Origin of the sequence: Pseudomonas extremorientalis (genome assembly GCF_001870465.1) — a bacterium.
GTDB lineage: Bacteria > Pseudomonadota > Gammaproteobacteria > Pseudomonadales > Pseudomonadaceae > Aquipseudomonas > Aquipseudomonas extremorientalis.
In genome coordinates this window covers 80,156-103,116 of the sequence record NZ_MDGK01000009.1, presented here as the reverse complement: position 1 = coordinate 103,116, position 22,961 = coordinate 80,156, and the positions used below count along the sequence as shown (strand labels likewise).

Genomic DNA, 22,961 nt, shown 5'->3' with positions numbered 1-22,961 from the left:
CCCTCCCCCTACTGGAAACTGGAGTGATAAAAATGAGCGACAACATCTTCACCGGCTGCATCCCTGCCCTGATGACCCCGTGCACCGCCGAACGCAAGCCGGACTTCGACGCCCTGGTCGCCAAGGGCCGCGAGCTGATCGATATCGGCATGAGCGCCGTGGTGTACTGCGGTTCCATGGGTGACTGGCCGTTGCTCACCGAGGCCGAGCGCCAGGAAGGCGTGGCACGGCTGGTGGCGGCCGGTGTGCCGACCATCGTCGGCACCGGCGCGGTGAACAGCCGTGAAGCCGTGGCCCATGCGGCCCACGCCGCCAAGGTCGGTGCCCATGGCTTGATGGTGATTCCGCGTGTGCTGTCCCGGGGGGCCTCCGCCACCGCACAAAAGGCGCACTTCTCGGCGATCCTCAAGGCCGCGCCCAACCTGCCGGCGGTGATCTACAACAGCCCCTACTACGGCTTCGCGACCCGCGCCGAGCTGTTCTTCGAACTGCGCCGCGAGCACCCGAACCTGATCGGTTTCAAGGAATTCGGCGGCGGTGCCGACCTGCGCTACGCCGCCGAACACATCACCTCCCAGGACGACAACGTGACGCTCATGGTGGGTGTCGACACCCAGGTGGTGCACGGTTTCGTCAACTGCAATGCCACCGGCGCCATCACCGGCATCGGCAACGCGTTGCCTCGGGAAGTGCTGCAACTGGTGGCCCTGAGTAAAAAAGCCGCCAGGGGCGATGCCAAGGCCCGTCGCCAGGCGCGTGAGCTGGAGGCCGCGCTGGCAGTGCTGTCATCCTTCGACGAGGGCTGCGACCTGGTGCTGTATTACAAGCACTTGATGGTGCTGAACGGTGACCAAGGCTACGCCCTGCACTTCAACGAAACCGACGCCCTCAGCGATGCCCAGCGTCGTTACGCAGAGCACCAGTACGCCCTGTTCCGCCAGTGGTACGCCAACTGGTCGGCGGAACAGAACGTCGCCTGACCCTTCGCGCGCCGCTGCGACACTTGCAGCGGCTAACCTTCTTTTATCCAGGAAATCCCCCATGACTCTGACGGGCAAGATGCTGATCGGTCAGCACGCCACTGCCGGCAATCGCGAAGCAATCCAGGCGATCAACCCCGCCACCGATTCCGCCTTGCAACCGGCCTACCTCGGCGGCAACGGCGAGCATGTCGCGCAGGCCTGCGCCTTGGCGTGGGCGGCATTCGATGTCTATCGCGAAACCTCTTTGGAAGTGCGCGCCACATTCCTTGAGACCATCGCCGCGCACATCGAGGCCCTGGGCGATGAGTTGATCGACCGCGCCGTCGCCGAAACCGGCCTGCCTCGCCCCCGCATCCAGGGCGAACGAGGGCGCACCTGCGGACAACTGCGCACCTTCGCCCGCACCGTGCGTGCCGGGGAATGGCTGGATGTGCGGGTCGATCACGCACAACCGCAACGCCAACCCCTGCCTCGCCCAGACCTGCGCCAACGCCATATCGCGGTGGGCCCGGTCGCGGTGTTTGGCGCCAGCAACTTTCCACTGGCGTTTTCCGTGGCCGGTGGGGACACCGCCTCTGCGCTGGCTGCCGGTTGCCCGGTCGTCGTCAAAGCCCACGGCGCGCACCCGGGCACCAGTGAACTGGTGGGGCGTGCGGTGGCGCAGGCGGTCAAGGCGTGCGGTCTGCCGGAAGGTGTGTTTTCACTGTTGTACGGTTCGGGCCGTGAGGTGGGCATTGCGTTGGTGACCGACCCGCGCATCAAGGCCGTCGGGTTTACCGGCTCGCGCAGCGGTGGCCTTGCGTTGATCCAGGCAGCGCAGGCACGGCCGGAGCCTATTCCGGTCTACGCGGAGATGAGTTCGATCAACCCGGTGTACCTGTTTCCGGCAGCGTTGGCAGCCAGGGCTGAAGCATTGGCCCAGGGTTTTGTGGCGTCGTTGACCCAGGGTGCGGGGCAGTTCTGCACCAACCCAGGGTTAGTGATTGCAGTACAAGGGCCTGCCCTGGATCGCTTCATCAGTGCCGCCAGTGGGTTACTGCCGAACTGTGCGGCGCAAACAATGCTGACACCCGGCATCGCCAGTGCCTACACGTCAGGCATAGACACACTGACGGGACACGCCGAGGTCGTCGCACAGGGTTCGGCGACTGAAGGTCCCAACCAGGGCCAGGCCCACCTGTTCGTGACCCAGGCAACTGCGTTCTTGAGCAACGAACACCTGCAAGCCGAAGTCTTCGGTGCGGCTTCATTGGTTGTGGTGTGCGCGAATAACGAAGAAGTGCGCCGGGTATCCGAACATCTGGAAGGCCAACTCACCGCCACGCTGCACATGGATGACGACGATGTGCCAAGCGCCAGGGCCCTGCTGCCAGTGCTGGAGCGCAAGGCTGGCCGCCTGCTGGTCAATGGCTGGCCGACTGGCGTTGAGGTGTGTGACGCCATGGTCCACGGCGGCCCCTTCCCCGCCACCTCGGATTCGCGCAGCACTTCGGTGGGCACGGCGGCCATCCAGCGGTTCTTGCGCCCCGTGTGCTATCAGGACTTCCCCGACGCGTTGTTGCCGGATGCGCTCCAACAGGGCAATCCGTTGCGGCTGCGGCGTTTGCTTGACGGCCAGAGAGAGGCATAGGCCATGTCCGATCCCGATATCGTCGTAGTCGGCGCCGGCATTATCGGCGTCGCCTGCGCCCTGCAACTGGCGCGTCAGGGCCGGCACGTGGTGGTGGTCGATCAACAGGAACCCGGCATGGGCGCGTCCTATGGCAACGCCGGGCACCTGGCGACCGAACAGGTGTTCCCGATTGCCGACGTGTCGATCCTCAAGCGCTTGCCCGGCATGCTGCTGGACCCCATGGGCCCGCTGCGCCTGGATTGGAAATACCTGCCGCGCGCCCTGCCCTGGTTTGCGCGGCTGCTGTTGAACCTGCGTCCGGCGCGCTATCAGCGTACCGTCGCGGGTATTCGTGCGCTTAACGAAGGCAGCCTGGGCGCCTGGCAGCGCCTGCTGACCAGCATCGGACGCGCGCACCTGCTGCGTGAAGACGGGTCATTGTTGGTGTACGAACGAGCGGACTCACGCGACGCGCTCCGGGCCTTGCAGCAGCGCATGCAAGCGCAGCAGGTGCCCGTGACGTTCTGGACCGCCGATGCCATACGCCAGGCTGCGCCGCAGTTGAGCGAGCACATCCAGGGCGGGTTGTTTTTTCCGGGCACCGGTCACTTCCTCGACCCGTTCCAGGTGGTGTGCGAACTGGTCGACGCCGCCAAGGCCAGTGGCGTGCAGTTCCTCAAGCGCCAGGTACTGGATGGGCGGCTTGACCAACACGGCGTCTCCCTCACCACCGCTCAGGGCCCCCTGAGTGCACGCCAGGTGCTGATTGCCTGCGGCGCCCACTCAGCCAGATTGACCGCTGCCCTGACCGGCAAAAAAGTCCCGCTGGACACGGAACGCGGCTATCACCTGATGCTGCCCCACGAGCCGCATCGCCTGCCGTTTGCCGTCACTTCCCTGGAACGAAAATTCATCATGACCCCCATGACCGACGGCCTGCGCCTGGCCGGTACAGTGGAGTTCGCCGGCCTTGACCGCCCGGCGAATATGCAGCGTGCCTGGCAGTTGCATCGGTTGAGCAAGGGGTTGTTTCACGATGACCTCAGCGCAGAGGGTGCGACACCGTGGATGGGGTTTCGGCCGTCGCTGCCGGACTCGTTGCCGGTGATTGACCGGGTGTGTGACGGGAAGGTGCTGCTTGCGTTCGGGCACCAGCATCTGGGGTTGACGCAGGCGGCGGTGACGGCGGAGATGATTGGGGAGTTGGCGAGCAAGGGTCAAACTCCGTTATTTACTCCTTATCGTCTGGACCGATTCTGACCAACGCGTTTTTTGCGGTGAGTTGCCTGTTGTGGCGAGCGGGCTTGCCCCGCGTTGGGCTGCGCAGCGGCCCCAATAGAAAACACCGCGGCCTGTCAGACAGCACGCGTTGTTCGTTTTTAGGGCTGCTGCGCAGCCCAACGCGGGGCAAGCCCGCTCGCCACAACACGCCAACTCACCACAGGAGGAATGTGACTGTCTTGGTTGACGAGTGCAGTCACTTGACCAACCGCTTCTCCTTCGAGGGGCGATAACCGAAATACGAGCTATAGCACTTGCTGAAATGGCTCGGCGACACGAACCCACATGCCACCAGCACCTCCACCTGCGACAACTCGGTGTGCTGCAACAGCCGCCGCGCCTCGGTCACGCGCAGTTCCATGTAGTACCGCTGCGGGGTGGTGCCCAGTTGTTCCTTGAACAAGCGCTCCAACTGGCGCCGCGAGCGGCCGGCGTAGACCGCCAGTTGGTCCAGCTCCAAAGGTTCTTCGAGGTTGGCGTCCATCAGTTTCACCACTTCACGCAACGGCGCACTGACGCTGACGTTTTCGGTGGGTTTGATGCGGCGGTAGCGGGACTCTTCGAAGGCCAGGATGTCTTCGATGCCTTCAACGAGTGCCTTGTCATGCAGGCCCTTGATCCAGTCCAGCGCCATATGGAAGGCCCCGGACGGGCTGGAAGCGGTGAGGCGGTCGCGGTCGATCACGTAGGGTTCGCTGGTGACGTGGGTCGCCTTGGAGACTTCCGCCAGCGCCGGACGGTGTTCGGGGTGGATGGCGCAGCGATAGCCTTGCAGCAGGCCGGCACGGCCGAGGAACCAGGCGCCGTTCCACAGCCCCGCAAGGCTGATGCCCTGTTCGGCGGCGGTGTGCAGCAGCTGGATCAAGGCTTCGCCGGCCTTGAGTTCGGTACGGAAACCGCCACAGATCACCAGCAGGTCCAAGTCGTGCAATGCTCCGGCATCCAGGCGCGCATCGGGGCGTATCACCAGGCCCAGGTCGCTGATGACTTCGCCATCGTCACAGCCGAAGGTGCGTGAGGCGAACAGGTCGGGGCGCAGCAGGTTGGCGGTAACGAAGGTGTCGAGGGTCTGGGTGAACGCCGGCAGGGAGAAATGTTCAAGCAACAGGAAGCCGACGCGGGTGACCGACGCCGGCTGTTGGGTTTCGTTGAGGTAGCGCAGGTTCTTGCCTTTCATGCCACCGCTGAATTGACGTCTTTCCATCGAGGGTTGGCCCACTCTTATTGTTGAGGTCTTTGAAAAACCGGCCATTAAGGGCGAACACTGTAGCTGTGGCGAGCGGGCTTGTCCCGCGTTGGGTTGCGAAGCGAGCCTGGATTGAGGAATGCGCTGAGTCAGGCACTCTTTGGCCGCTGGTTTTGGGGCTGTTTAACAGCCGAACGCGGGACAAGCCCGCTCGCCACAGCGTACTTATCGCTTGATGTCCGGCGCTGATCCTGAAACAGCCACACGCGCTGAAAGCCCCCGGCTGAACAGCGGCAAGCGCATCTGATACGGTTTTTTCTTTGCTATCTGCAGCTGTATCGAAACGCCGTCTGGGCGGACAATGGCCCCATCCCCACTCCCTTCCCTTCGGAGGCCTTATGACCAAGATGGCACTTTTCCTGTTCGGCTTTTTGGTACTGACCATCGGCATCGGCCTGCTCGCGACCATCTCGCCGGTCTGACGCTCAGCCGGCAAACAGCATCGGGTACAGCGACAGCACCAACAACCCGGCCATCGTCCAGTTGAACAGGCGCAACCAGCGCGGCTCACGCAGCACATTGCGCAAGCCGCTGCCACACCCGACCCATACGCACACACTGGGCAGGTTGACCACGGCGAACACCAGCGCGATTACCAGCACATTGGTGACGTAGCCTTCGGCCGGCGTGTAGGTGGTGATAGCGCCCAGCGCCATGATCCAGGCCTTGGGGTTCACCCACTGGAACGCCGCCGCGCCGAGGAAAGTCATGGGTTTGCCCTGTTCATCAGGGCTGTCGGACATGCCGCCCGCCGTCGCGATCTTCCACGCCAGGTACAGCAAGTACGCAGCCCCCACGTAGCGCAACACCGTGTAGGCCCACGGGAACACCTTGAACACTTCGCCCAGCCCAAGCCCCACCGAAATCACCAGCAGCATGAAACCGATGCTGATCCCCAATGCATGGGGCATCGAGCGGCGAAAGCCGAAGTTCACCCCCGAAGCGAGCAGCATGGTGTTATTGGGCCCGGGCGTGATCGAGGACACGAAGGCAAACAGCACAAAGGCGGACAACAGGCTGGTAGACATGAACATGACGCGGCATCCAAACGGCAGTGGTATGCCTGCGACAGTAGAGGGTTATCGACCGCCCTGCCCCGTACAGCCATGGCGGGATTGAGGCATACACTTTTTTGCCGTGGTTTTCACAAACCTTTCACAGACAAGCGCCTAGGGTGGCCTCAGCTCCTAATGAACATCCCTTTAGCCCGCGCTCCCCACGCGGGCTTTTCTTTGCCTGGGCTATCGTGTAACCCCTTGGCAAGGGACAGTACAACGCACTGTTTTAGTTCTGCGGCCGTTGTTTGGTCGAATCCAGCTCGGCTTTTTTACCCGTGGAAATCTCGGTGATCTGCGCAGACTTGGCAATCGCGAAATCGAACGTGTCTTGCATCTTCGCAATCGCGTCGGTCGACGTGCCGTTCAATCCACCGTTGGCGGCCCAATCGAAGTTCCACACGCCGGAGAGGTTATCGGCGCCCGGCACATCGTGGGTTTCGATGGCGGTGAAAACGTCGGGATGACGCTCCATGTACTTGGCCGCATCGCAGACTTCGGCCGGCACCTTGCCCGAGGCGTTGTTGGCCAGTTGGGTCAGCTCCTGCTTGGTAATGGCCGACTTGCCGGTCTGGCGCATGTAGTCGGCAATCACTTTGCTGGACTTGGCGATGTTCAACTTGTCATCGAACGCCGACGGTGACGCTTTAGGTGTGTTTGCCCCGCTGCCGGCGGGCGTTACGGTGGTAGACATCGGCGCTGCTCCCCTGATGGTACGAATGAAATCGTCGTGCTGACGATAGCCAGGAACAGACGTTAGCATGGGCAATGGGCCATTAATCTGTGCTTCACAACAATTCACAAGGCCATGGTCTACAGCTTCTGTGAAAGCCTGCCAATCCATTACCATGAACCTGTATTCATGCCGATTAATTGCCAGCCGCCGACCCGGACCCCAGTCATGAGAGACCTACCGCCCACCGCCACGCTGCGAGCTTTCGAAGTAGCGACCCGGCATGCGACGTTCACATCGGCTTCAGAAGAGTTGCATGTGACCCAGAGCGCCGTCAGCCACCAACTCAAGCACCTCGAGGACCTGTGGGGCTTGCAGCTGTTCCAGCGCGGCAAGGCGTTGCGGCTGACCCCGGCCGGGGCCGCACTGGCGCCCATTGTGCGCGAGTTTTTCATGAACCTTGAGGCCACCCTGGCTGACCTGCGGGAACAAAAAGGCCGGGTTCGCCTGAAGGTCAGCACCACGTATTCGTTTGCCTTGAAATGGCTGCTGCCCAGGTTGCCCAGCCTGTCGCAGCAACATCCGGAAATCCTGATCACGCTGGAGACCAGCGACAAGGCCATCAAGTTCTCCAGCTCAGACCCGGATGTGGCCATCCGGCTGGGCAACGGCAATTATCCCGGCCTGCACTCGGAATTCATGCTCCGCGAGCAGATCTTCCCGGTGGCCAGCCCGGATCTGCTCAACCGTTTCGGCGCGCCCCACGAGCCCGCTGAGCTGCTGCGTTACCCGTTGCTGACGCGCGACGGCGCAGACCTGGTGCCCAAGTGGGACGCCTGGTTCGAGCATATCGGCGTCAGCATTGCACCCCTCAAGGAAAGCGTCAGGTTCGCTGACACCAACATGACCATCGAGGCGGCGCTGCTGGGCCAAGGTATTGCGCTGGCGCGGAGCGGCCATGTTGAAGCTGAAATCAACGACGGCCGCCTGATCAGGCTGTTTGAGCTGCCGTTCGCGTCGCCGGTCGGCTACTACTTTGTCTGCCCCAAAGGGATCGAAACCCAGCCACACATCATCAGCTTTCGTAACTGGCTGTTGGCCGAGTCGATGCAGGCACAGAAAAATTATCAGTGATGCATGAACATTCACTCATGACAGGATGAAAGGACTTCGCTGTTAAACACGCCCTTGTGGTGTTTAACATGGCGCATGCCTTTACCCATCGTTCTACTCATCCTCTTCGCCGCCCTCTTGCATGCCAGCTGGAACGCATTGTTGCGTGTCGGCGCCGACCGGCTGTGGTCAATGACCATGATGTGCGTGGCGGTCGCCATCGCCAGCAGTGTAATAGCCTTGTTTCTCGCCCCTCCCGCGCCAGCCAGCTGGCCCTACGCCGTGCTGTCGGGCGTGTTGCACGTGGGCTATAACCTGTTCCTGGTGCGAAGCTACAAGGTGGGCGACCTGGGGCAGACGTACCCGATCGCCCGCGGTTCCTCGCCCATTCTGATCACGCTTTGCGCCTTGGTGTTTGCCGGTGAAACGCTCAGCACGAACGCCCTCATCGGCATCGTGCTGGTATCCGGCGGCATTATTTCTCTGGCCTTCAGACAGCGCAGACTGGCGGTGCCCAGCCTGCCCTACGCCCTGGGCACGGGTTTTTTCATCGCGGCCTACAGCGTCACGGACGGTATTGGCGCGAGGCTGTCCGGCGCACCGATGGCCTACACCGTATGGATGTGTGCGCTCTGGGGCGTATTGATGCCCCTGGTGTACATCGGCCTGCGCGATACACGCAGCCTCTTCGCACCACGCCCCGGCGTCATCACGGCCTTGATCGGGGGGCTTGTGTCCCTCCTGGCCTACGGCATCGTCATTTACGCCATGTCCCACGCGCCGATGGGCGCCGTTTCGGCCCTGCGCGAAACCAGCGTGCTGTTCGCGGCCTTGATCGGTTATTTGTTTTTGGGCGAGTCGCTGACTGTCCGCAAAGTGCTGGCGTGCGTGGTCATTGCGACCGGCACGATGCTGATAGGCTGATCCTTAACCCCTCAAAGGAGGTCCAAGCAATGAGTACTGTGTCTTCGACACCGCTGATTCTGATTACCGGCGGCAGCCGCGGTGTCGGCGCGGCAACCGCGCGCCTTGCAGCGGCGCAAGGCTACGATGTCGCGATCAGCTACGTCAGCAACGAGGCGGCCGCGCTCGGCGTGGTGGCGGATGTGCAAGCGTTGGGGCGCCGTGCCTTGGCCATCCGCGCCGACAGTGCGGACCCTGCTCAGGTCGCGCAGCTGTTCGCAGCCATTGACCAGACGTTTGGCCGTATCGATGTGCTGGTCAACAACGCCGCGATCATTGCCCTGCAGTCACGCTTTGAAGACCTCGACTTTACCCGCATGCAGCGCATCTTCGCGATCAATGCCATCGGCCCGATGCTGTGCGCGCAGCACGCGGTGAAACGCATGTCGCTGCGCCACAATGGCACGGGTGGCAGCGTGATCAACGTGTCCTCCGCCTCAGCCCGCCTAGGCAGCCCCAACGAGTATGTCGATTACGCTGCCTCCAAAGGCGCCCTGGAGACGTTCACCATCGGCTTATCCAAGGAAGTCGCCCGTGAAGGCATACGCGTCAACTGCGTACGGCCCGGGCATATCTACACCGACATGCACGCCAGCGGCGGCGAACCGGGGCGTGTGGATCGGGTCAAGGACAGCATTCCCATGGGCCGTGGCGGCGAACCCGAAGAGGTGGCCCGCGCTATCCTGTGGCTGGCCGGTAAGGAAGCGTCGTTCATCACCGGGACCTTTCTGGATGTGACAGGCGGCAAGTAGGCGGCAACCGCCGATTAACGGGAGGCGTGCTGGTCCCGGTGCCGGGCCAGCCCTTCCAGGGTGAACCGCGCTTGCATCAGCACCACCTCCCGCACCTGTTCCATTTCCTTCTGGTTCACTTCGCTCCACTTCAACGCCTCCAGCAGCTTGGGCTTCTGGATGCGGAACGCCAGGCCCTGGGTAAACAGCGCCATGGAATGGATCACCGTGCGCTCATCCTCCAGCGCCAGGCCGGCGACGCGAGCGATCAGTTGGCGGATGACCCGCGCAATACGCGCCTTGAAACGCTCCTCGAAAGCCATCGTTGCGCTTTGCGGGCACAAGCCGGCCTGGTGGCGATCCATGAACGCACGCCAGGCCGTGGTTTGCGGGCTGTCCTGGATGGTTGAAACCACGGTGCCCAGGATGCCCAGCGAGGCGTCGATCAGCGCGTTGTCGCCGGAATCGGCATCGGCCAGCACGCTTTCCGCCGCCTCCACCGGCGGCGACATCTTGCGCCACAGCAGCGTGATCAAGTGCTCGACGCACGCCAGGTACACGCCTTCCTTGCCATCGAAGTAGTACTGGATCGCAGGTGCGTTGACGCCGGCAGCCGTGGCGATATCACGCGTGGACGCCCCATCGTAGCCACGCGCGCCGAATACCTCGACGGCCGCCTCGATAATGCGGGCGCGGGTTTCTTCGCCGCGCTGGTAACCACCCTCGGCGGCAGGTTTGTGTCGTGCCATGTGCAGCTCCCTTCGAATACCGGACCAAAATATACCAGTTGACAAAAATTCGCGAAAAAAGGAATTTATTCCACTCGTTATAAATCTGGAGTGACCTCGATGTCGGCTGCACCTCCCCCCCCTCAGGTCATGCCTGAAGAAACCGTCAACGGTCAACGTGGCAAGGCCCGGCGCATCCTGCTCAGCGTGGCCGGCGTTGCCGTGCTGGCGGGAGTGTCATGGGGCGCCTGGTGGTGGATCACCGGGCGGTTTATCGAAACCACCGACGACGCCTACCTGCAAGCCGACAGCATCAGCGTGGCGCCAAAGATCAACGGCTACGTGGCCGACGTGCTGGTGAGCGACAACCAGAACGTCAAGCGTGGCGACGTGCTGGTGCGCCTGGATGCGCGCAAGTACCAGGCCGTGAGCGACGAAGCCTCCGCGACCATCGCCGCACGCAATGCCGACTTTGCCAAGGCCCAGGCCGACCTGGTGCAACAGGATTCCACCATCGCCGAAGCCCGCGCCCAATTGCAGGGCGCCGAGGCCGATGCCCGGCATGCGCAGACCGAAGTCGCCCGCTACGCGCCGCTGGCCCGCTCGGGCGCCGAACCGGAAGAGCGCCTGGCCCAACTGAACAACCAACTGGCACAGGCCCGCAGCACCGTGGCGGCCAAACAGGCGGCGCTGCGGTCCAGCCAGACTCGCTACGGCACGTTGCAGGCCCAGCTCAAGCAGGCCCAGGCGCAACTGGGCGTAGCCAAGGCCAGCGAGGCGCAAAGCCAACTGGACGTCGACGACGCGGTCATCCGCAGCCCGTTGGACGGCCGTGTGGCTGACCGTGGCGTACGCGTGGGGCAGTACGTGCAACCTGGTACGCGTTTGCTGACCGTGGTGCCGATCAGCGCGATCTACCTCACCGCCAACTACAAGGAAACCCAGATCGGTGGCATGCGCCCCGGCCAGACCGTCACCGTGCATGTCGACGCCCTGCCCGGCCGCGACCTGCAAGGCCACATCGACAGCCTGGCGCCCGGCACCGGCGCGCAGTTCGCCCTGCTGCCGCCGTCGAATGCCACCGGTAACTTCACCAAGATCGTGCAACGGGTACCGGTGCGCATTGCCCTGGACATACCGGATGACCTGCGTGCCGCATTGATGCCAGGCCTGTCGGCCACCGTGGACGTCGACACCCGCACCCACGCCGCAGACGCCAACCATGGCTGAGGCGAGCATGGCCGGGGTGGCCGCCGAGAAACCGCGCAACGCCTCGCTGACCGACTGGATTGCCGTCGCCGCCGGTGCACTGGGCGCCTTGCTGGCGACCCTGGATGTGTCGATCACCAACTCGGCGCTGCCGCAGATCCAGGGCCAGATCGGCGCCACCGGCACCGAAGGCACCTGGATCGCCACCGGCTACCTGATGTCGGAAATCGTGATGATCCCGCTCGCGGCCTGGCTGACCCGAGTCTTCGGCCTGCGCCGGTTTCTGATCGGCACCGCACTCACCTTCACCCTGTTCTCGATGTTCTGCGGCTTGTCCACCAGCCTTGGCGCGATGATCGCCGGGCGCATCGGCCAGGGCTTCGCCGGCGGCGCGATGATCCCGACCGCGCAGACCATCGTGCGCACGCGTCTGCCGCCCCACCAACTGGCCATCGGCACCACGATGTTCGGCATGACCGTGATCCTCGGCCCCTTGCTCGGCCCGGTGATCGGCGGCTGGCTGACGGAGAACATCAACTGGCGCTGGTGCTTCTTTCTCAACCTGCCCATCAGCATCGCGCTGATCACCCTGCTGATCACCGGCCTGCCCAGCGAGCGCATGAACCTGCAGCGCTTTATCAGCGCCGATTGGCTGGGCATTCTGGGGCTGGCCATGGGCTTGAGTTCGCTGACCGTGGTGCTGGAAGAAGGCCAGCGCGAGCACTGGTTTGACTCGCTGCTGATCGTGTGGCTGAGCATTGCCACGGTCACCGGTTTTTTCCTGATTGCCGTGGGGCAATTGCGCTCCAGTACGCCGATCCTGCGCCTGCCACTGGTGCTCAACAAAAGCTTTGGCAGCGTGTTGCTGATCGGTACGGCGGTGGGTGCGGGGCTGTATGGCACGGCGTATCTGGTGCCGCAATTTCTCGGGATTCTGTCCGGCTACAACGCGCAGCAGTCCGGCGCGATCATGCTGTTGTCGGGGATTCCGGCGTTTTTGCTGATGCCGATCCTGCCGCGAATGCTCGGCCGCTACGACCTGCGCTGGATGGTCGGCGCCGGCCTGCTGCTGTACTGGGCCAGTTGCTTTGTAGACACCCTGTTGACCGCCGACAGCGTCGGCCATGATTTTGTGTGGTCGCAGTTGCTGCGCGGCTTCGGGCAGATCCTGGTGATGATGCCCCTCAGCCAACTGTCCATGCGTTCGGTCGAGACCAAGGACGCCGGCGACGCGGCCGGGCTCTACAACATGTCGCGCAACCTCGGCGGCACCATTGGCCTGGCGTTGCTCGGCGTGTTGATGGACCGGCGCAGCCACTTCCATGACGACCGGCTGCGCGAAGGCATCCTGGCCAACAGCCAGTTGACCCAGGACCACATGGCCAGCAACACCGCCAGCTACCTGGCACAAACCGGCGACGCCTCCACCGCCTCGTTGCAAGCCATGGCCCAACTGGCCAACGACATCGCCCGCCAAGCCTCGGTGATGGCCTATAACGATTCGTTCTACGTATTGGGACTCGCAATGCTGGCGTGCCTGCCCCTGATCTTCATCCTGAAAAAGCGCACGGTACAGCCATGATTGCTCGCTCGTTTCCTCTGCTCCTGACCGTTGGCCTGCTGTCGGCCTGCACCGTAGGCCCGGACTACTCAGGCGCACCCGACGCCGCGCCGAAAACCCTGGCCGCCGGGCATTTGCCCCATGCCGACCGCCAAGCGCCAAGCGCCCCGGCTGTGGCGCAGTGGTGGCGAACGTTGAATGACCCGCAGCTCAATGAGCTGGTCGAGATGGCGCTGAACAACAGCCCCGACATCGCCACCGCCCAGGCCCGCTTGAAACACTCCCGCGCCAGCCTCAGCGGTGCGCGGGCCGACGCCCTGCCCAAGGTCACCGGTGACGCCGCGATGCTCAAACTGCGCTCGCCCGACACCTCCTCACTGGGTGGCGGCGGTGGCGGTCGCGGGCCGTTGACGCTCTACCTGGCCGGCTTCGATGCCAGTTGGGAGGCCGACCTGTTCGGCGGCACACGTCGCGCCGTCGAAGCCGCGCAAGCCGAAGCCGACGCTGCCCAGGCGCAACTGGCCGACGCCCAGGTGCAACTGGCCGCCGAAGTGGTGCAGGCCTACACCGACCTGCGCGACCAACAGGCACGGCTGGCGTTGGTAGACGCGAGTGTCGACATTGAAAACCAGGCCCTCGACCTGACCCAGCAACGTCGCAGCCGTGGCGTGGCCTCACAGCTGCAACTGGAACAAGTCCTCACCCAGGCAGAAAACACCCAGGCCCAGCGCCTGCCGTTGCAAGCCGCCATCGTTGAATCCCTGGATCAACTCGGCCTGCTCTGCGGCCGGGAGCCCGGCGAACTGGATGGCCGCCTCGCCACCGCCAAAGCCCTGCCCGCCATGCCCGGTGTGGTACCCGTGGCGGACCCCGCCGCCCTGCTCAAGGCCCGCCCCGACATCCGCGTCGCCGAACGCAAACTGGCCTCCAGCAACGCGCAGATCGGCGAGAAAACCGCCGACTGGTTTCCCAAGCTCAGCCTGATGGGCGACCTGTCATTCTCTGCCGGCGACCCCGGCCACCTCGCCCGCAAGGATAACGGCACCTGGCTGATCCTGCCGCGCCTGACCTGGAACGCGCTGGACTTCGGCCGCGTGGCCGCCAGCGTCAAAGGCGCCGAAGCCGGTCGCGACGAAGCGCTCGCGCAGTACAAAAGTGTGGTACTGAGTGCGCTGCGCGACGCCGATGTGGCCCTGGCGCGGTACGGCCATCAACGCCAGAACGTAGTGCTGTTGCGCAGTGTGGAGTCCTCGGCGGTACGCGCGGCGGACCTGACTCGCCAGCGCTACCGTGCGGGCACCGCCAGCACCCTGGATTGGCTGGATGCGGAGCGTACCCGCTACCAGGCCCAGGAGAACCGGATTTCCGGGGACGCGGAACTGCTCAAGGATTTTGCTTCACTGCACAAGGCATTGGGGCTGGGCTGGACGTTGTGACACATCAGGCGTTTGATGGGAGAAATTCCATTCAAGACCGATCTGGCGGAGATCGGGATGGATATCATGGGGTTTGACCTGAAGCGGGAGGGGCAATAAATGAAAGAATTGATCCAGGGGCTCGACGGCCCCAGAACGGCACAGCAGGAATTGTTCTACGACCTGGAGGACGCCGCCGCTGTGATTGGGTGGTCGGTGGTTGAGTTGACCGCTTTGGCCGCCAACGGTCGCACGCCGGATGAGGCGCTGGCGCTGATGAAAATCTGCGCGTTGCTGGCAGCGCAACAGGAAAGGCTTCACGCGTATGCAGGTGAGGTGAAAGACCAGCGCATCGCCAGGTCTGAAATCCTGTAATCACAGGAGGCATACCCCAATGGCGCGCAGCCGACGAACAACGTGAAAGAATTCACATTTATTGACACTGGATATTGAAGCTCAAAATTTGACCAAATAATATTTTGCCGCAACCGAGCACACACCTTTATACGGATATTGCTCTGCACCAGCTCGGGAGCCACGCGCGTGCAGACAATAAAACATTGAGGTTTGCCATGCGTCTTTCCAAGCTCGCTCCATCCGCCGCCCTGTTCAGTCTGATCGCCCTATCGGCACAAGCCGCTGACTTGAGTGCCCTGACAGGGGCTCTGTCCTCTGCTCTGGGTGGTGCAAACAACACCACCAATAACACTAATTACTCCAATAACGCCTCCTCCTGCCAGCAACAGGTCCGCGACCTGCAGGCGAACATCAATGCAGCCAATGCCAAGGGCGATACCTTGCGCGCAACCGCCTATCAAGCTGCGCTGACCCAGACAAACAAGAGCTGCAGTAACGCCAGTTACAACACCCAGGCCCAAGTGAATACCAACCCGCAGCACCAACAAAACGTGAACAAGGCAGCGGATGCGATCAATGCAATCGGTGGGCTGTTTAAATAAGCCGGAAAGTCGTGTGCGAGAGGCCCGCAATTGCGGGCTTTTCTATGCCTGCGGGACGGACCATGCAAAAACCTTGATCGGCACGCCCGTACTTTCGCCCAGGCAATAAAAAACCCCGTAGACGTTAATCTACGGGGTTTTCAAGAGTGGAGGCCGAGGTCGGAATCGAACCGGCGTAGGCGGATTTGCAATCCGCTGCATAACCATTTTGCTACTCGGCCTCAAACGATCAATGTCCCGACTGCTGACACTCATCGCATAAAAACTTGAGTGGGCTGTATAACCCTGCCTCTACTCTAACTCATTGAATACATTGAAGTTTTTAATGCTTCATTGCGTTCGATGGGCGCCATTATGTACGTATTTGCCTAGGCGTGCAACCCCTTGATTTCAAAAATATTTCGTATTGGCATCAAGGGGTTGCGGGCCTGCCCTACTCCTTGATGCGCAGTTGTTGGTACTGCGGGTCGGCCTTGATTTGGGCTTCGGTGAAGGGCAGCGGGCGCAGTTGTTTTTGGGAGAAGGCTCGGGTCTGGTCCTTGGCGTGTGGGGAAGCCGGGTTGCTGGACTCGGAGAACGCGAGCACGCCTTGGGCATGGGGCCCCTGGTCGTCGAAGGTGACGATTTGCAGGTAGCTGGTGCCGCTGACCACTTCGCGCTTGCCGTCGGCGCGGGGCACGGTTTGCATGGCGTTGTAGATGCCGAGTTCCTGCGGGCCGCCGTGGATCGGAGTTTGCCCGGCGACTTGGACCTCACCCCAGGTGCTGCTGGCGGTCAAACCGCGTTTGGCGACGTCGGCGGTGGAGGCCAGCATGGCTTCGCGCAGGGCTTTGGCGACATCGGCGCGGTCGATGGCCAGGCCGCGTGGGGTGGTGAGGGGTTGGGCCGGGTCGAAGGCCACGCGCCAGGCGTCGGGGATTTGCTGCAGGTGCTGCACCAGGTTGATGAAGTGCACCAGGCCGAGGCCGCTGTCGAGGTTGGCGCGCTGGTCCCAGGTTTTCAGGCTGGAGCACAGGGCGTGCAAGGCAGTGGCGTCGCTGCCGAGGTGTCTGGCGCAGAACGCGAGCAGATCGGGCATGACTTGGCCGGCCAGGTACACCTCGTTGTCCATCACCATGTTGTGCAGGTCGCTGACGCTGATCGGTTTAGCCAGGGATTGCAGGCGTTGCAGGGCAAAGCGCGCGCGTGGGCCGAGGCCGATATGGTCCTGGCTGATCAGCGGGGAGAAACCGGTCAACGGCGCCTTGGGGTTGGCCAGCCACGCCGAGTCATTGGAGTGCTGCACGTAATCGGTGCGTTGCAATTGCGGCAGTTGGTCGGCCGGGAAGATCCCAGCCTGGGCGGCGCGCGGATCAACATCCCAGGCACAGGCACTATGGGCGCCGTCGAGCATGATCATCTGCAGGCCGGCGCGTGGGTCGCTGCATTGCGCCAGTTTGGCCGCGCTGACGTTGGGCACCACCGACAGGTTCATGTACAGGCTCTGGCCCTGGTCATCGGCGGCCAGGGTGTTGACCCACGGGATGCCTTGCAGGGTGTGTACCGAGGTTTTCAACTCATTGAGGCTGTCGGCACGGTTCATGGCGTACCACTGTTGCAATACACGGTCGTTGCCCAGGTTGGCATCGCGCAGGCTGAAGGCGTAGTGGCTGTCCCAATCGAGCTTGCCCGGCCACTGCACCACCGGGCCGAACTGTGAGCTATAGACCGTGTGCGATTGGTCCTTGAGGCTGCCATCGGCCTGTTTGACCTGCACGGTCACCATGGTTTTATCCAGGGCGACCGATTTGCCGTCGAGCATGTAGCGCGTGGAGTCCTTGGGGTCCAGGGTCAGGCGGTACAGGGTGAAGTGCTTGGACGTATCCACCGTATGGGTCCACGCCACATGCTGGTTGAAGCCGATATTGATCACCGGCAGGCCCGGCAGCGCAGCGCCCATCACATCCAGTTGGCCGGGAATGGTCAGGTGCATCTCGTAAAACCGCATGCCGCCCACCCAGGGGAAGTGCGGGTTGGCCAGCAACATGCCGCGCCCGTTGAACGAGCGGTCACGCCCCACTGCCACGGCGTTACTGCCACGATCGAAGGCGAAACGCTGTTGATTGGCCGCGACCCGTTCAAAGGCCTTGACACTGCTCGACACATTGGCGGTTGCTTGAGGCGGTGCCGCACCCACCAGGGCTTCGGCGAATTGGCCGACACCGCCTTCGACCAACAGCCTGCGGGTCAGCTTGACCAGATCTTCAGCCACCAGTGGCCGTACCCACGCGGCCTGGCACTGCGCAGGCGCGCCCTGCTCTTTCAGATAACGGTTGTAGCCGGCCACATAACCTTCAATACGCTGCTGGATCTGCGGGCTCTGCGCCTTCCAGAATGCCGCCACCGCATCCGGCGTATTGAGCCAGCCAAAGAACAGGTCGCTGGCCAGGTTGTTGCGCTCTTCCAGGGTCGCCTGCTCGGGGCCGAAGAAGCGGGCGCGCTGGCCATTTACGGTGACCACTTCATTGGCCAGCAGGCACAGGTTGTCCTGGGCGTAGGCGTAGCCAATGCCGAAGCCCAGGCCACGTTCATCGTTGGCGCGGATATGCGGTACGCCGTAACTGGTGCGCCGGATGTCCGCCGATGCTGGCGTCAACTGCTCCCGCGCAGAGGCGGCCAGGCCCAACCCCAGCAACACTCCGGCCATGCAGACCCTGGACAACCCATTGGAAATAATCACGCAGACTCCACCGTCAGATTTAACCGTCTCACAAGGGGCAATAACCCCACCGTAAGAACGCAAATCACCGGGAATAATTTAACGCACGGGGTCGTTTATTTAAGGCGGTGGGGATGTGACAAAACCGATACCGACGAAATTTCTACATCCGACACTTCATGATTTCGCTCGCTCGTTCGTCTTATTAACCAAGAGCGCTCATTTTTTCCTGATCAGGCTCTGATAAGGAGTTTTTGCATGTACAACCCGCAAGTGCCCACGGATGGACATTCACACGCGGCCGAAGCCAGTTTCGGCAGCGGCCCGCAAGCGTTCGGCAAAACGCCCGAACAGCAAGGCAACCAGCGTATCCGCCATCTGCTCAAGTGTTTTGGCCTGCGTACCAGCCTGATCCGGCTGAAGGTCATCGACGCCCTGCTCACCGCCGCCGACAACCAGCGCACCCTTGGCGTACGCGGCGTGCACAGCCACTTGCTGGAGCTGGGCATTCCACTGTCGTTTCTCAGCGTGCGCGAGGTACTCAAGCGCCTGTGCAGCGAAGGTGTGATCACCCTCAATGCGGACAAAAGCTACAGCCTCCATGAAGAGGCTGCCAAGGTACTCGAAGGCCGCGCCTGATCGCCGTTAAAGCTTGACCTTGCGGCGCATGATGCCGTTGATCACCACCACGACCACTGCGACGGCAATGGCGATGGTCTGGAATGTCTTCTCGCTGATGACCCCAGTGTTCTGCAAGTAGGACAGGCCAAACATCGTCGCCAATACGGCCAGGGCAATCAGAATCGAATATTTCAAACGCTGCTTTTGGGTCATCAGGGGGTCCTGTATCTGGGAGTGGATCGGGATCAATAGGCGCTCATATTACAGGCGATGAAAAGCTTTGGCTCGTCTGGCGCACGCTACGATAAACCAGCCCCCCGAGTAAGCAGAAAATATTCCCTTACAGTGCAATGCTGACGCTGTCGTCGGTACGGAACTGACTGCTTTTGACCAGCCCGCCTACTCCCCGCCTACATCCGATCTTACAAACCCTGGTACCCGCAGCCGGAACGCGAACGGGCGTTTTCAGCACACAGCGGTGCGCCATGGGAAAAGGGAACCTCCCGTTGACAGGCGCTTATTCTCAGCACGTCTGAATAGGTACCCAACAATGACCCATCTAGATACTCGCTCGCCTCAGCAGTCATACACGTATCAACCGCCCCTCCCTAACGGCCGATCTCTATCAGCCCTCCATGACACTGCCAGCGCAAACCTCGACTCGGCAGCAGGCCCCACTCTTCTGCCACAAACAGGCAAAAGCCCAGACAGCGGTGACTTCAAGCAACAGCTCGCAGACCAGCAGAACTTCAGGACCCTGGCACGCAAACTCACTGAGCTGGCTGCCCAATTGGGTGAAGCGGTCACCCCGCAGGCTGTCCTCGCGGCACTCAAGTCCACACCGATGGTGGTAGCGCCTGGCTCATCTTCCTTTGAGGAGCTAGGCAGAACTACACTGGAGAACTACATCGCCTACAACGGCCTCCCCGTACCGGACAGCCATGCGTCCTTGACCGCCCTGGCCAGTGCCCTGGTCGACAGCGCCCTGGAACACCCCCTGGGCAATTTTGGGGGGGCCTTGAGCTGGCCTATTCCCTTGAGCAGAGACGATCAACGGCGCCTGCGTTTGATTGCCATGAGCCACGAACATCATCTCGAGGAAAAGCCCCTGGTCATGCAAACCAAAGGGGGGTTATTAGAGTTTTTGCGCTATCAGGCGCCACTCCCCGAGGGCGTCCTGAATGATCCCATCCGGGTGCTGGAAACCCTGATCGGTTCTGCCCAGGGGCAATTGATGGGCAAAGCTCTGCAGCAGAAAATGAATGGAGTTGACACCGCCGAGAGCGCCAACGATTACCTCATGGCAGCAATGATTCTGCAATTGGACCCGGAGTACTTTGCCGAGCCTGCCCCCAATAAGGTGGCAGGTTTTGATTTGTCCAACAAAGCCCATTGGGGCAAGCCTTTGTCGATGATTGTGGACGGTTTGAGTACACACTTGAGCGAATCCGGCAGAACCTCCGCCGAGATGGCCAAGACCGGTGCGCACCTCTTGCTGTCAAAGAAAACCCCCGAACTCTTGATTAAAGACATTCCTGGCACGGTGGTGTATGGCAGCGCCGCCTGGGTCAGGCTGTCGATCGCCGCAGCATCGATAGAGGCCCTGACGCCAGGAAAAGTGCAAAACATGACCTTTAACCAGGTCATGGCTGAAGCTGACATTGCCGCCCTTAGCAACCGGCAAGACACTCAGCGTGCGCAGATTGCTGCCCTGCGGGTGTGGGGGTTGGTCAATGGCATCCTTTCGCCGGAGCGGGCCGGTCGATACAACGACGCCGACATCGAGGTGGCCAGAAGCGCGTTTAACCAACAGGCCACTGCACAGATAGAAGCATCCAGCCTGATCCAATCCGACATGCCCAGCCGCAGGGATATCGCCCTCGCCCGCCTCAAGGCGCGTTTTGGCGAAAATGTTCCGTTTGAAGAATGGCTGCTGAAAGTCCATGACAACAAGCAACCGTCCATCCAGCCGGTCTACGACCCTAATCGGGCGCCTGCCGGCATGATGTCGCTCCTGGACATCGCCATGAGTGGGTTGCACAACTACGAATGGGTGAGCCAGGACCCGCGCATCAATGCCGCGCTGAAAGGTAAGTCGCTCGATCTGGGAGTCAATGCCGAATTCAACAGCCAACTTGTCCAGGCCATCAGCGACAAGAAAAAAGGCATTGGCGTGGCGATCAAACATATGATCGCCCAGCTTCCACTGGCTGACAGGCAGAACCTAGAGTACGGGCAACTTGAGTTCTACCAGCTCGACACCTACCGCCTGGGCCCCGGGTTTACTGGCAAAACCCTCGACCATAAAAATGAAAAGCTGTACGTCAAGGCCACCAGCGCGAATGGCACGGCCACGTATGAGCTGGACCTTAGCAAACACGCTATCACAGCGGTCAGTAACAGCGTGCTGACTCACGAGCGTGAGCGCGAAGCCAATAGGGTCTATCCGATCGAGAAATTCACACCCGTTGCTAACGCCGACTTCAGCCAGAACACAAAAGCCGGATCACCGCTGCCTACCCCCTCGAACTTCACAAGCACGCGAACCCAGGCTATTGCAGATACATTTGTGAAACACCTGCAGATTGATAGTCGGGACGTGATCAAGCAGGCCAAGGGCGCGACCAGCTTCGACAATCAGATGGATGCCGAATGGAACCTGACCAACTTTTTCCTGGATTTGATTCCCTTCAGATCGGCCATTCGCAACTTTCAGGAGGGTCATTACGCCGACGGCGCTATAGACCTGTTCATGGACGTCTTCAGCTTTGTCACTGCTGGTGCAGGGGCCGCAGCGAAAGCCACCAAAGTCGGTTCCAAAGCCATCAGCCTGACGAAGAAGGCTTTGCAAGTCTCGAAAATCGTCGGGACCACCGTTATCAGTGAGTTCAACCCATTGAGTGGTGTAGGCGATTTGTTGCTCGGAGGCACCCGCCTCGCAAGCAAAGGCATTACCAAAGCCAAGATTGCGGCCGGCTTGACTCCGCCGCCTTACGGTGATGTCACATGGGGAACCTTAAAGGTTGGGGAGCAAACCCTGGAGACCAGCAGCGTTATTCATAATGGGCAACGGTATGCCTATGACCCGGTCACGAGGAGGCCTTACGGCCCGCCACTGAAGGATTTCAACGTGCTGGAGACCTTGAGCCCCACCGTTCCCAAAACACACTCCCCCAGGCAGTCCAGCAGTCGCCGTCGACGCCCCCCCTCGAATACTGGCGCTCGTCAGGTTCACGTCAGAAAGCCGTTACCCAAGGGCGACTACGTAGAAAGCCTGCAGGGCAAATTCGAGACTGACCATTTCTTCCAGCCGGATATCAAGGCAAAAACACTGGAGAAGTTCAAAGACGAAATGAACGCTTGCTATGACGCCCTGGCCGAAACAGGGCTACCGCCACGCCCTGTCATCCCATCGGTGCCTGAACCCATCAGCGCGCCAGAACTGTTCGCAGAGGCATTCAAGGCGTCTAACGGCATAGTCTTGGGGGAGTCGCATAAGCAGATGGCCAGTTTCAAGGTGCTTTTCGATAACGTGGAAACGTTAAAGAACCAAGGCGTCAAGAAAGTGTATTTCGAAGCACTTATCGATACGCCGGATGGCCTGATCGATGACGGTATAGGTTACCTGGGGGATGGCAGAACACTTAGAACTGATCCAACGTTCAAGGAACTATGCGAAAAGCTTGAGGCCAATGGCATAGAAGTCATGCCCATTGATCACATCTACCTCACGCGCCACAAAGGCGATCTCCATAAAGTGCCTACAACAACGGGCGAACGTTCGCAACGCCGCCTTAAAGAGTTCAACTATTACGCCTCGGAAACCATCCAGGCGACTTCAGGCACTGAAAAATGGGTCGCACTGGTCGGGTGCTCCCATATGAACACCTCCGAAAACGTACCAGGCCTGGCTGAGTTGACAGGCAGCATCGGCATCGGCGTATTTAACAATAAGAACGTCACAGGACAGATCGGCACCCGGGTAATTGGCCGGCCTCAAGACCCTACACAACCGGTAGGCTGGGGACGCGGCATTCCGGGTGATCTGCAGATTTATGTAGAACCCTGACCTTACTCGCTGCTCTCCCGCAAACAACGGCCCGGGGATGTATC

19 protein-coding genes and 1 tRNA gene are annotated in these 22,961 nt (G+C 61.4%); 13 read left to right on the top strand and 7 right to left on the bottom strand.

The window, feature by feature from the left end; translation table 11 throughout:
* Nucleotides 1–32: 32 nt before the first annotated feature.
* The 3 genes from BFN10_RS01915 (at nucleotide 33) to BFN10_RS01905 (ending at nucleotide 3,855) form a co-directional block, all read left to right on the top strand.
* On the top strand, nucleotides 33–980 hold the full coding sequence (locus BFN10_RS01915) for a dihydrodipicolinate synthase family protein (protein ID WP_071488200.1): 948 nt from the start codon (nucleotides 33–35) through the stop codon (nucleotides 978–980).
* Between the two features lie 61 nt (nucleotides 981–1,041).
* Complete coding sequence (locus tag BFN10_RS01910; RefSeq protein WP_071488199.1) at nucleotides 1,042–2,613, top strand: aldehyde dehydrogenase (NADP(+)); 1,572 nt, start codon at nucleotides 1,042–1,044, stop codon at nucleotides 2,611–2,613.
* Between the two features lie 3 nt (nucleotides 2,614–2,616).
* Nucleotides 2,617–3,855: an NAD(P)/FAD-dependent oxidoreductase gene (locus BFN10_RS01905; protein WP_071488198.1), complete on the top strand. Its 1,239-nt coding sequence runs from the start codon at nucleotides 2,617–2,619 to the stop codon at nucleotides 3,853–3,855.
* Between the two features lie 217 nt (nucleotides 3,856–4,072).
* Here the strand turns inward: BFN10_RS01905 and BFN10_RS01900 are convergent, their stop codons facing one another.
* From BFN10_RS01900 to BFN10_RS01890, 3 genes are all read right to left on the bottom strand, one after another.
* Complete coding sequence (locus tag BFN10_RS01900) at nucleotides 4,073–5,080, bottom strand: GlxA family transcriptional regulator (RefSeq protein WP_083351451.1); 1,008 nt, start codon at nucleotides 5,078–5,080, stop codon at nucleotides 4,073–4,075.
* A 467-nt stretch (nucleotides 5,081–5,547) separates the two neighbouring features.
* Nucleotides 5,548–6,156 (bottom strand): LysE family translocator, encoded by a 609-nt coding sequence (locus tag BFN10_RS01895; RefSeq protein ID WP_071488196.1) that lies wholly within the window; start codon nucleotides 6,154–6,156, stop codon nucleotides 5,548–5,550.
* Between the two features lie 250 nt (nucleotides 6,157–6,406).
* On the bottom strand, nucleotides 6,407–6,871 hold the full coding sequence (locus BFN10_RS01890) for a hypothetical protein (RefSeq protein ID WP_071488195.1): 465 nt from the start codon (nucleotides 6,869–6,871) through the stop codon (nucleotides 6,407–6,409).
* Between the two features lie 207 nt (nucleotides 6,872–7,078).
* Between BFN10_RS01890 and gcvA the strand changes: the two genes are divergently transcribed.
* From gcvA to BFN10_RS01875, 3 genes are all read left to right on the top strand, one after another.
* Nucleotides 7,079–7,984 (top strand): transcriptional regulator GcvA, encoded by a 906-nt coding sequence (gene gcvA, locus BFN10_RS01885; protein ID WP_071488194.1) that lies wholly within the window; start codon nucleotides 7,079–7,081, stop codon nucleotides 7,982–7,984.
* A 75-nt stretch (nucleotides 7,985–8,059) separates the two neighbouring features.
* Entirely contained in the window at nucleotides 8,060–8,887 is an 828-nt protein-coding gene (locus tag BFN10_RS01880; RefSeq protein WP_071488193.1) for a DMT family transporter, read from the top strand.
* 29 nt (nucleotides 8,888–8,916) lie between these two features.
* A complete protein-coding gene (locus BFN10_RS01875) occupies nucleotides 8,917–9,678 on the top strand; it encodes an SDR family oxidoreductase (RefSeq protein ID WP_071488192.1) in 762 nt (253 codons plus the stop codon).
* Between the two features lie 14 nt (nucleotides 9,679–9,692).
* Here the strand turns inward: BFN10_RS01875 and BFN10_RS01870 are convergent, their stop codons facing one another.
* Nucleotides 9,693–10,406 carry a CerR family C-terminal domain-containing protein gene (locus tag BFN10_RS01870; RefSeq protein WP_071488191.1) on the bottom strand — a complete coding sequence of 238 codons (714 nt, stop codon included), beginning with the start codon at nucleotides 10,404–10,406 and terminating at the stop codon, nucleotides 9,693–9,695.
* Between the two features lie 99 nt (nucleotides 10,407–10,505).
* Here BFN10_RS01870 and BFN10_RS01865 point away from each other — a divergent pair, with 99 nt between their 5' ends.
* The 5 genes from BFN10_RS01865 (at nucleotide 10,506) to BFN10_RS01845 (ending at nucleotide 15,529) form a co-directional block, all read left to right on the top strand.
* Complete coding sequence (locus tag BFN10_RS01865) at nucleotides 10,506–11,615, top strand: HlyD family secretion protein (RefSeq protein WP_071488190.1); 1,110 nt, start codon at nucleotides 10,506–10,508, stop codon at nucleotides 11,613–11,615.
* Complete coding sequence (locus BFN10_RS01860) at nucleotides 11,608–13,176, top strand: DHA2 family efflux MFS transporter permease subunit (protein ID WP_083351452.1); 1,569 nt, start codon at nucleotides 11,608–11,610, stop codon at nucleotides 13,174–13,176. Before BFN10_RS01865 ends, BFN10_RS01860 begins: the two co-directional genes overlap by 8 nt.
* Complete coding sequence (locus BFN10_RS01855) at nucleotides 13,173–14,591, top strand: efflux transporter outer membrane subunit (RefSeq protein ID WP_071488188.1); 1,419 nt, start codon at nucleotides 13,173–13,175, stop codon at nucleotides 14,589–14,591. Before BFN10_RS01860 ends, BFN10_RS01855 begins: the two co-directional genes overlap by 4 nt.
* A 99-nt stretch (nucleotides 14,592–14,690) precedes the next feature.
* Entirely contained in the window at nucleotides 14,691–14,945 is a 255-nt protein-coding gene (locus BFN10_RS01850; protein WP_071488187.1) for a hypothetical protein, read from the top strand.
* Nucleotides 14,946–15,142: 197 nt separating this feature from the next.
* The gene (locus BFN10_RS01845) at nucleotides 15,143–15,529 is read left to right on the top strand and encodes a DUF1090 family protein (protein ID WP_071488186.1); all 387 of its coding nucleotides are present in this window, start codon (nucleotides 15,143–15,145) and stop codon (nucleotides 15,527–15,529) included.
* A gap of 147 nt (nucleotides 15,530–15,676) precedes the next feature.
* Here the strand turns inward: BFN10_RS01845 and BFN10_RS01840 are convergent.
* Both BFN10_RS01840 and pvdQ read right to left on the bottom strand, forming a co-directional pair.
* Nucleotides 15,677–15,750, bottom strand: a tRNA-Cys gene (locus BFN10_RS01840).
* Between the two features lie 212 nt (nucleotides 15,751–15,962).
* Nucleotides 15,963–18,248: a bifunctional acylase PvdQ gene (gene pvdQ / locus BFN10_RS01835; protein ID WP_071488185.1), complete on the bottom strand. Its 2,286-nt coding sequence runs from the start codon at nucleotides 18,246–18,248 to the stop codon at nucleotides 15,963–15,965.
* A 237-nt stretch (nucleotides 18,249–18,485) separates the two neighbouring features.
* On the opposite strand from pvdQ, the gene BFN10_RS01830 reads away from it, so the two are divergent.
* On the top strand, nucleotides 18,486–18,866 hold the full coding sequence (locus BFN10_RS01830) for a fe2+ zn2+ uptake regulation protein (protein WP_071488184.1): 381 nt from the start codon (nucleotides 18,486–18,488) through the stop codon (nucleotides 18,864–18,866).
* Nucleotides 18,867–18,872: 6 nt separating this feature from the next.
* On the opposite strand, the gene BFN10_RS01825 is transcribed toward BFN10_RS01830, so the two are convergent.
* Nucleotides 18,873–19,061, bottom strand: coding sequence for a hypothetical protein (locus tag BFN10_RS01825; protein ID WP_010210250.1), 189 nt, complete (start codon nucleotides 19,059–19,061; stop codon nucleotides 18,873–18,875).
* Between the two features lie 337 nt (nucleotides 19,062–19,398).
* On the opposite strand from BFN10_RS01825, the gene BFN10_RS01820 reads away from it, so the two are divergent.
* The gene (locus tag BFN10_RS01820; RefSeq protein WP_071488183.1) at nucleotides 19,399–22,917 is read left to right on the top strand and encodes a membrane-targeted effector domain-containing toxin; all 3,519 of its coding nucleotides are present in this window, start codon (nucleotides 19,399–19,401) and stop codon (nucleotides 22,915–22,917) included.
* Nucleotides 22,918–22,961 lie beyond the last annotated feature (44 nt).

What these genes read in the sequence shown, in the direction of transcription:
- BFN10_RS01915 (WP_071488200.1), top strand. Translation starts at nt 33, where the DNA reads ATGAGCGACAACATCTTCACCGGCTGCATCCCTGCCCTGATGACCCCG.
- BFN10_RS01910 (WP_071488199.1), top strand. Translation starts at nt 1,042, where the DNA reads ATGACTCTGACGGGCAAGATGCTGATCGGTCAGCACGCCACTGCCGGC.
- BFN10_RS01905 (WP_071488198.1), top strand. Translation starts at nt 2,617, where the DNA reads ATGTCCGATCCCGATATCGTCGTAGTCGGCGCCGGCATTATCGGCGTC.
- BFN10_RS01900 (WP_083351451.1), bottom strand. Translation starts at nt 5,080, where the DNA reads ATGGAAAGACGTCAATTCAGCGGTGGCATGAAAGGCAAGAACCTGCGC.
- BFN10_RS01895 (WP_071488196.1), bottom strand. Translation starts at nt 6,156, where the DNA reads ATGTTCATGTCTACCAGCCTGTTGTCCGCCTTTGTGCTGTTTGCCTTC.
- BFN10_RS01890 (WP_071488195.1), bottom strand. Translation starts at nt 6,871, where the DNA reads ATGTCTACCACCGTAACGCCCGCCGGCAGCGGGGCAAACACACCTAAA.
- gcvA (WP_071488194.1), top strand. Translation starts at nt 7,079, where the DNA reads ATGAGAGACCTACCGCCCACCGCCACGCTGCGAGCTTTCGAAGTAGCG.
- BFN10_RS01880 (WP_071488193.1), top strand. Translation starts at nt 8,060, where the DNA reads ATGCCTTTACCCATCGTTCTACTCATCCTCTTCGCCGCCCTCTTGCAT.
- BFN10_RS01875 (WP_071488192.1), top strand. Translation starts at nt 8,917, where the DNA reads ATGAGTACTGTGTCTTCGACACCGCTGATTCTGATTACCGGCGGCAGC.
- BFN10_RS01870 (WP_071488191.1), bottom strand. Translation starts at nt 10,406, where the DNA reads ATGGCACGACACAAACCTGCCGCCGAGGGTGGTTACCAGCGCGGCGAA.
- BFN10_RS01865 (WP_071488190.1), top strand. Translation starts at nt 10,506, where the DNA reads ATGTCGGCTGCACCTCCCCCCCCTCAGGTCATGCCTGAAGAAACCGTC.
- BFN10_RS01860 (WP_083351452.1), top strand. Translation starts at nt 11,608, where the DNA reads ATGGCTGAGGCGAGCATGGCCGGGGTGGCCGCCGAGAAACCGCGCAAC.
- BFN10_RS01855 (WP_071488188.1), top strand. Translation starts at nt 13,173, where the DNA reads ATGATTGCTCGCTCGTTTCCTCTGCTCCTGACCGTTGGCCTGCTGTCG.
- BFN10_RS01850 (WP_071488187.1), top strand. Translation starts at nt 14,691, where the DNA reads ATGAAAGAATTGATCCAGGGGCTCGACGGCCCCAGAACGGCACAGCAG.
- BFN10_RS01845 (WP_071488186.1), top strand. Translation starts at nt 15,143, where the DNA reads ATGCGTCTTTCCAAGCTCGCTCCATCCGCCGCCCTGTTCAGTCTGATC.
- BFN10_RS01830 (WP_071488184.1), top strand. Translation starts at nt 18,486, where the DNA reads ATGTACAACCCGCAAGTGCCCACGGATGGACATTCACACGCGGCCGAA.
- BFN10_RS01825 (WP_010210250.1), bottom strand. Translation starts at nt 19,061, where the DNA reads ATGACCCAAAAGCAGCGTTTGAAATATTCGATTCTGATTGCCCTGGCC.
- BFN10_RS01820 (WP_071488183.1), top strand. Translation starts at nt 19,399, where the DNA reads ATGACCCATCTAGATACTCGCTCGCCTCAGCAGTCATACACGTATCAA.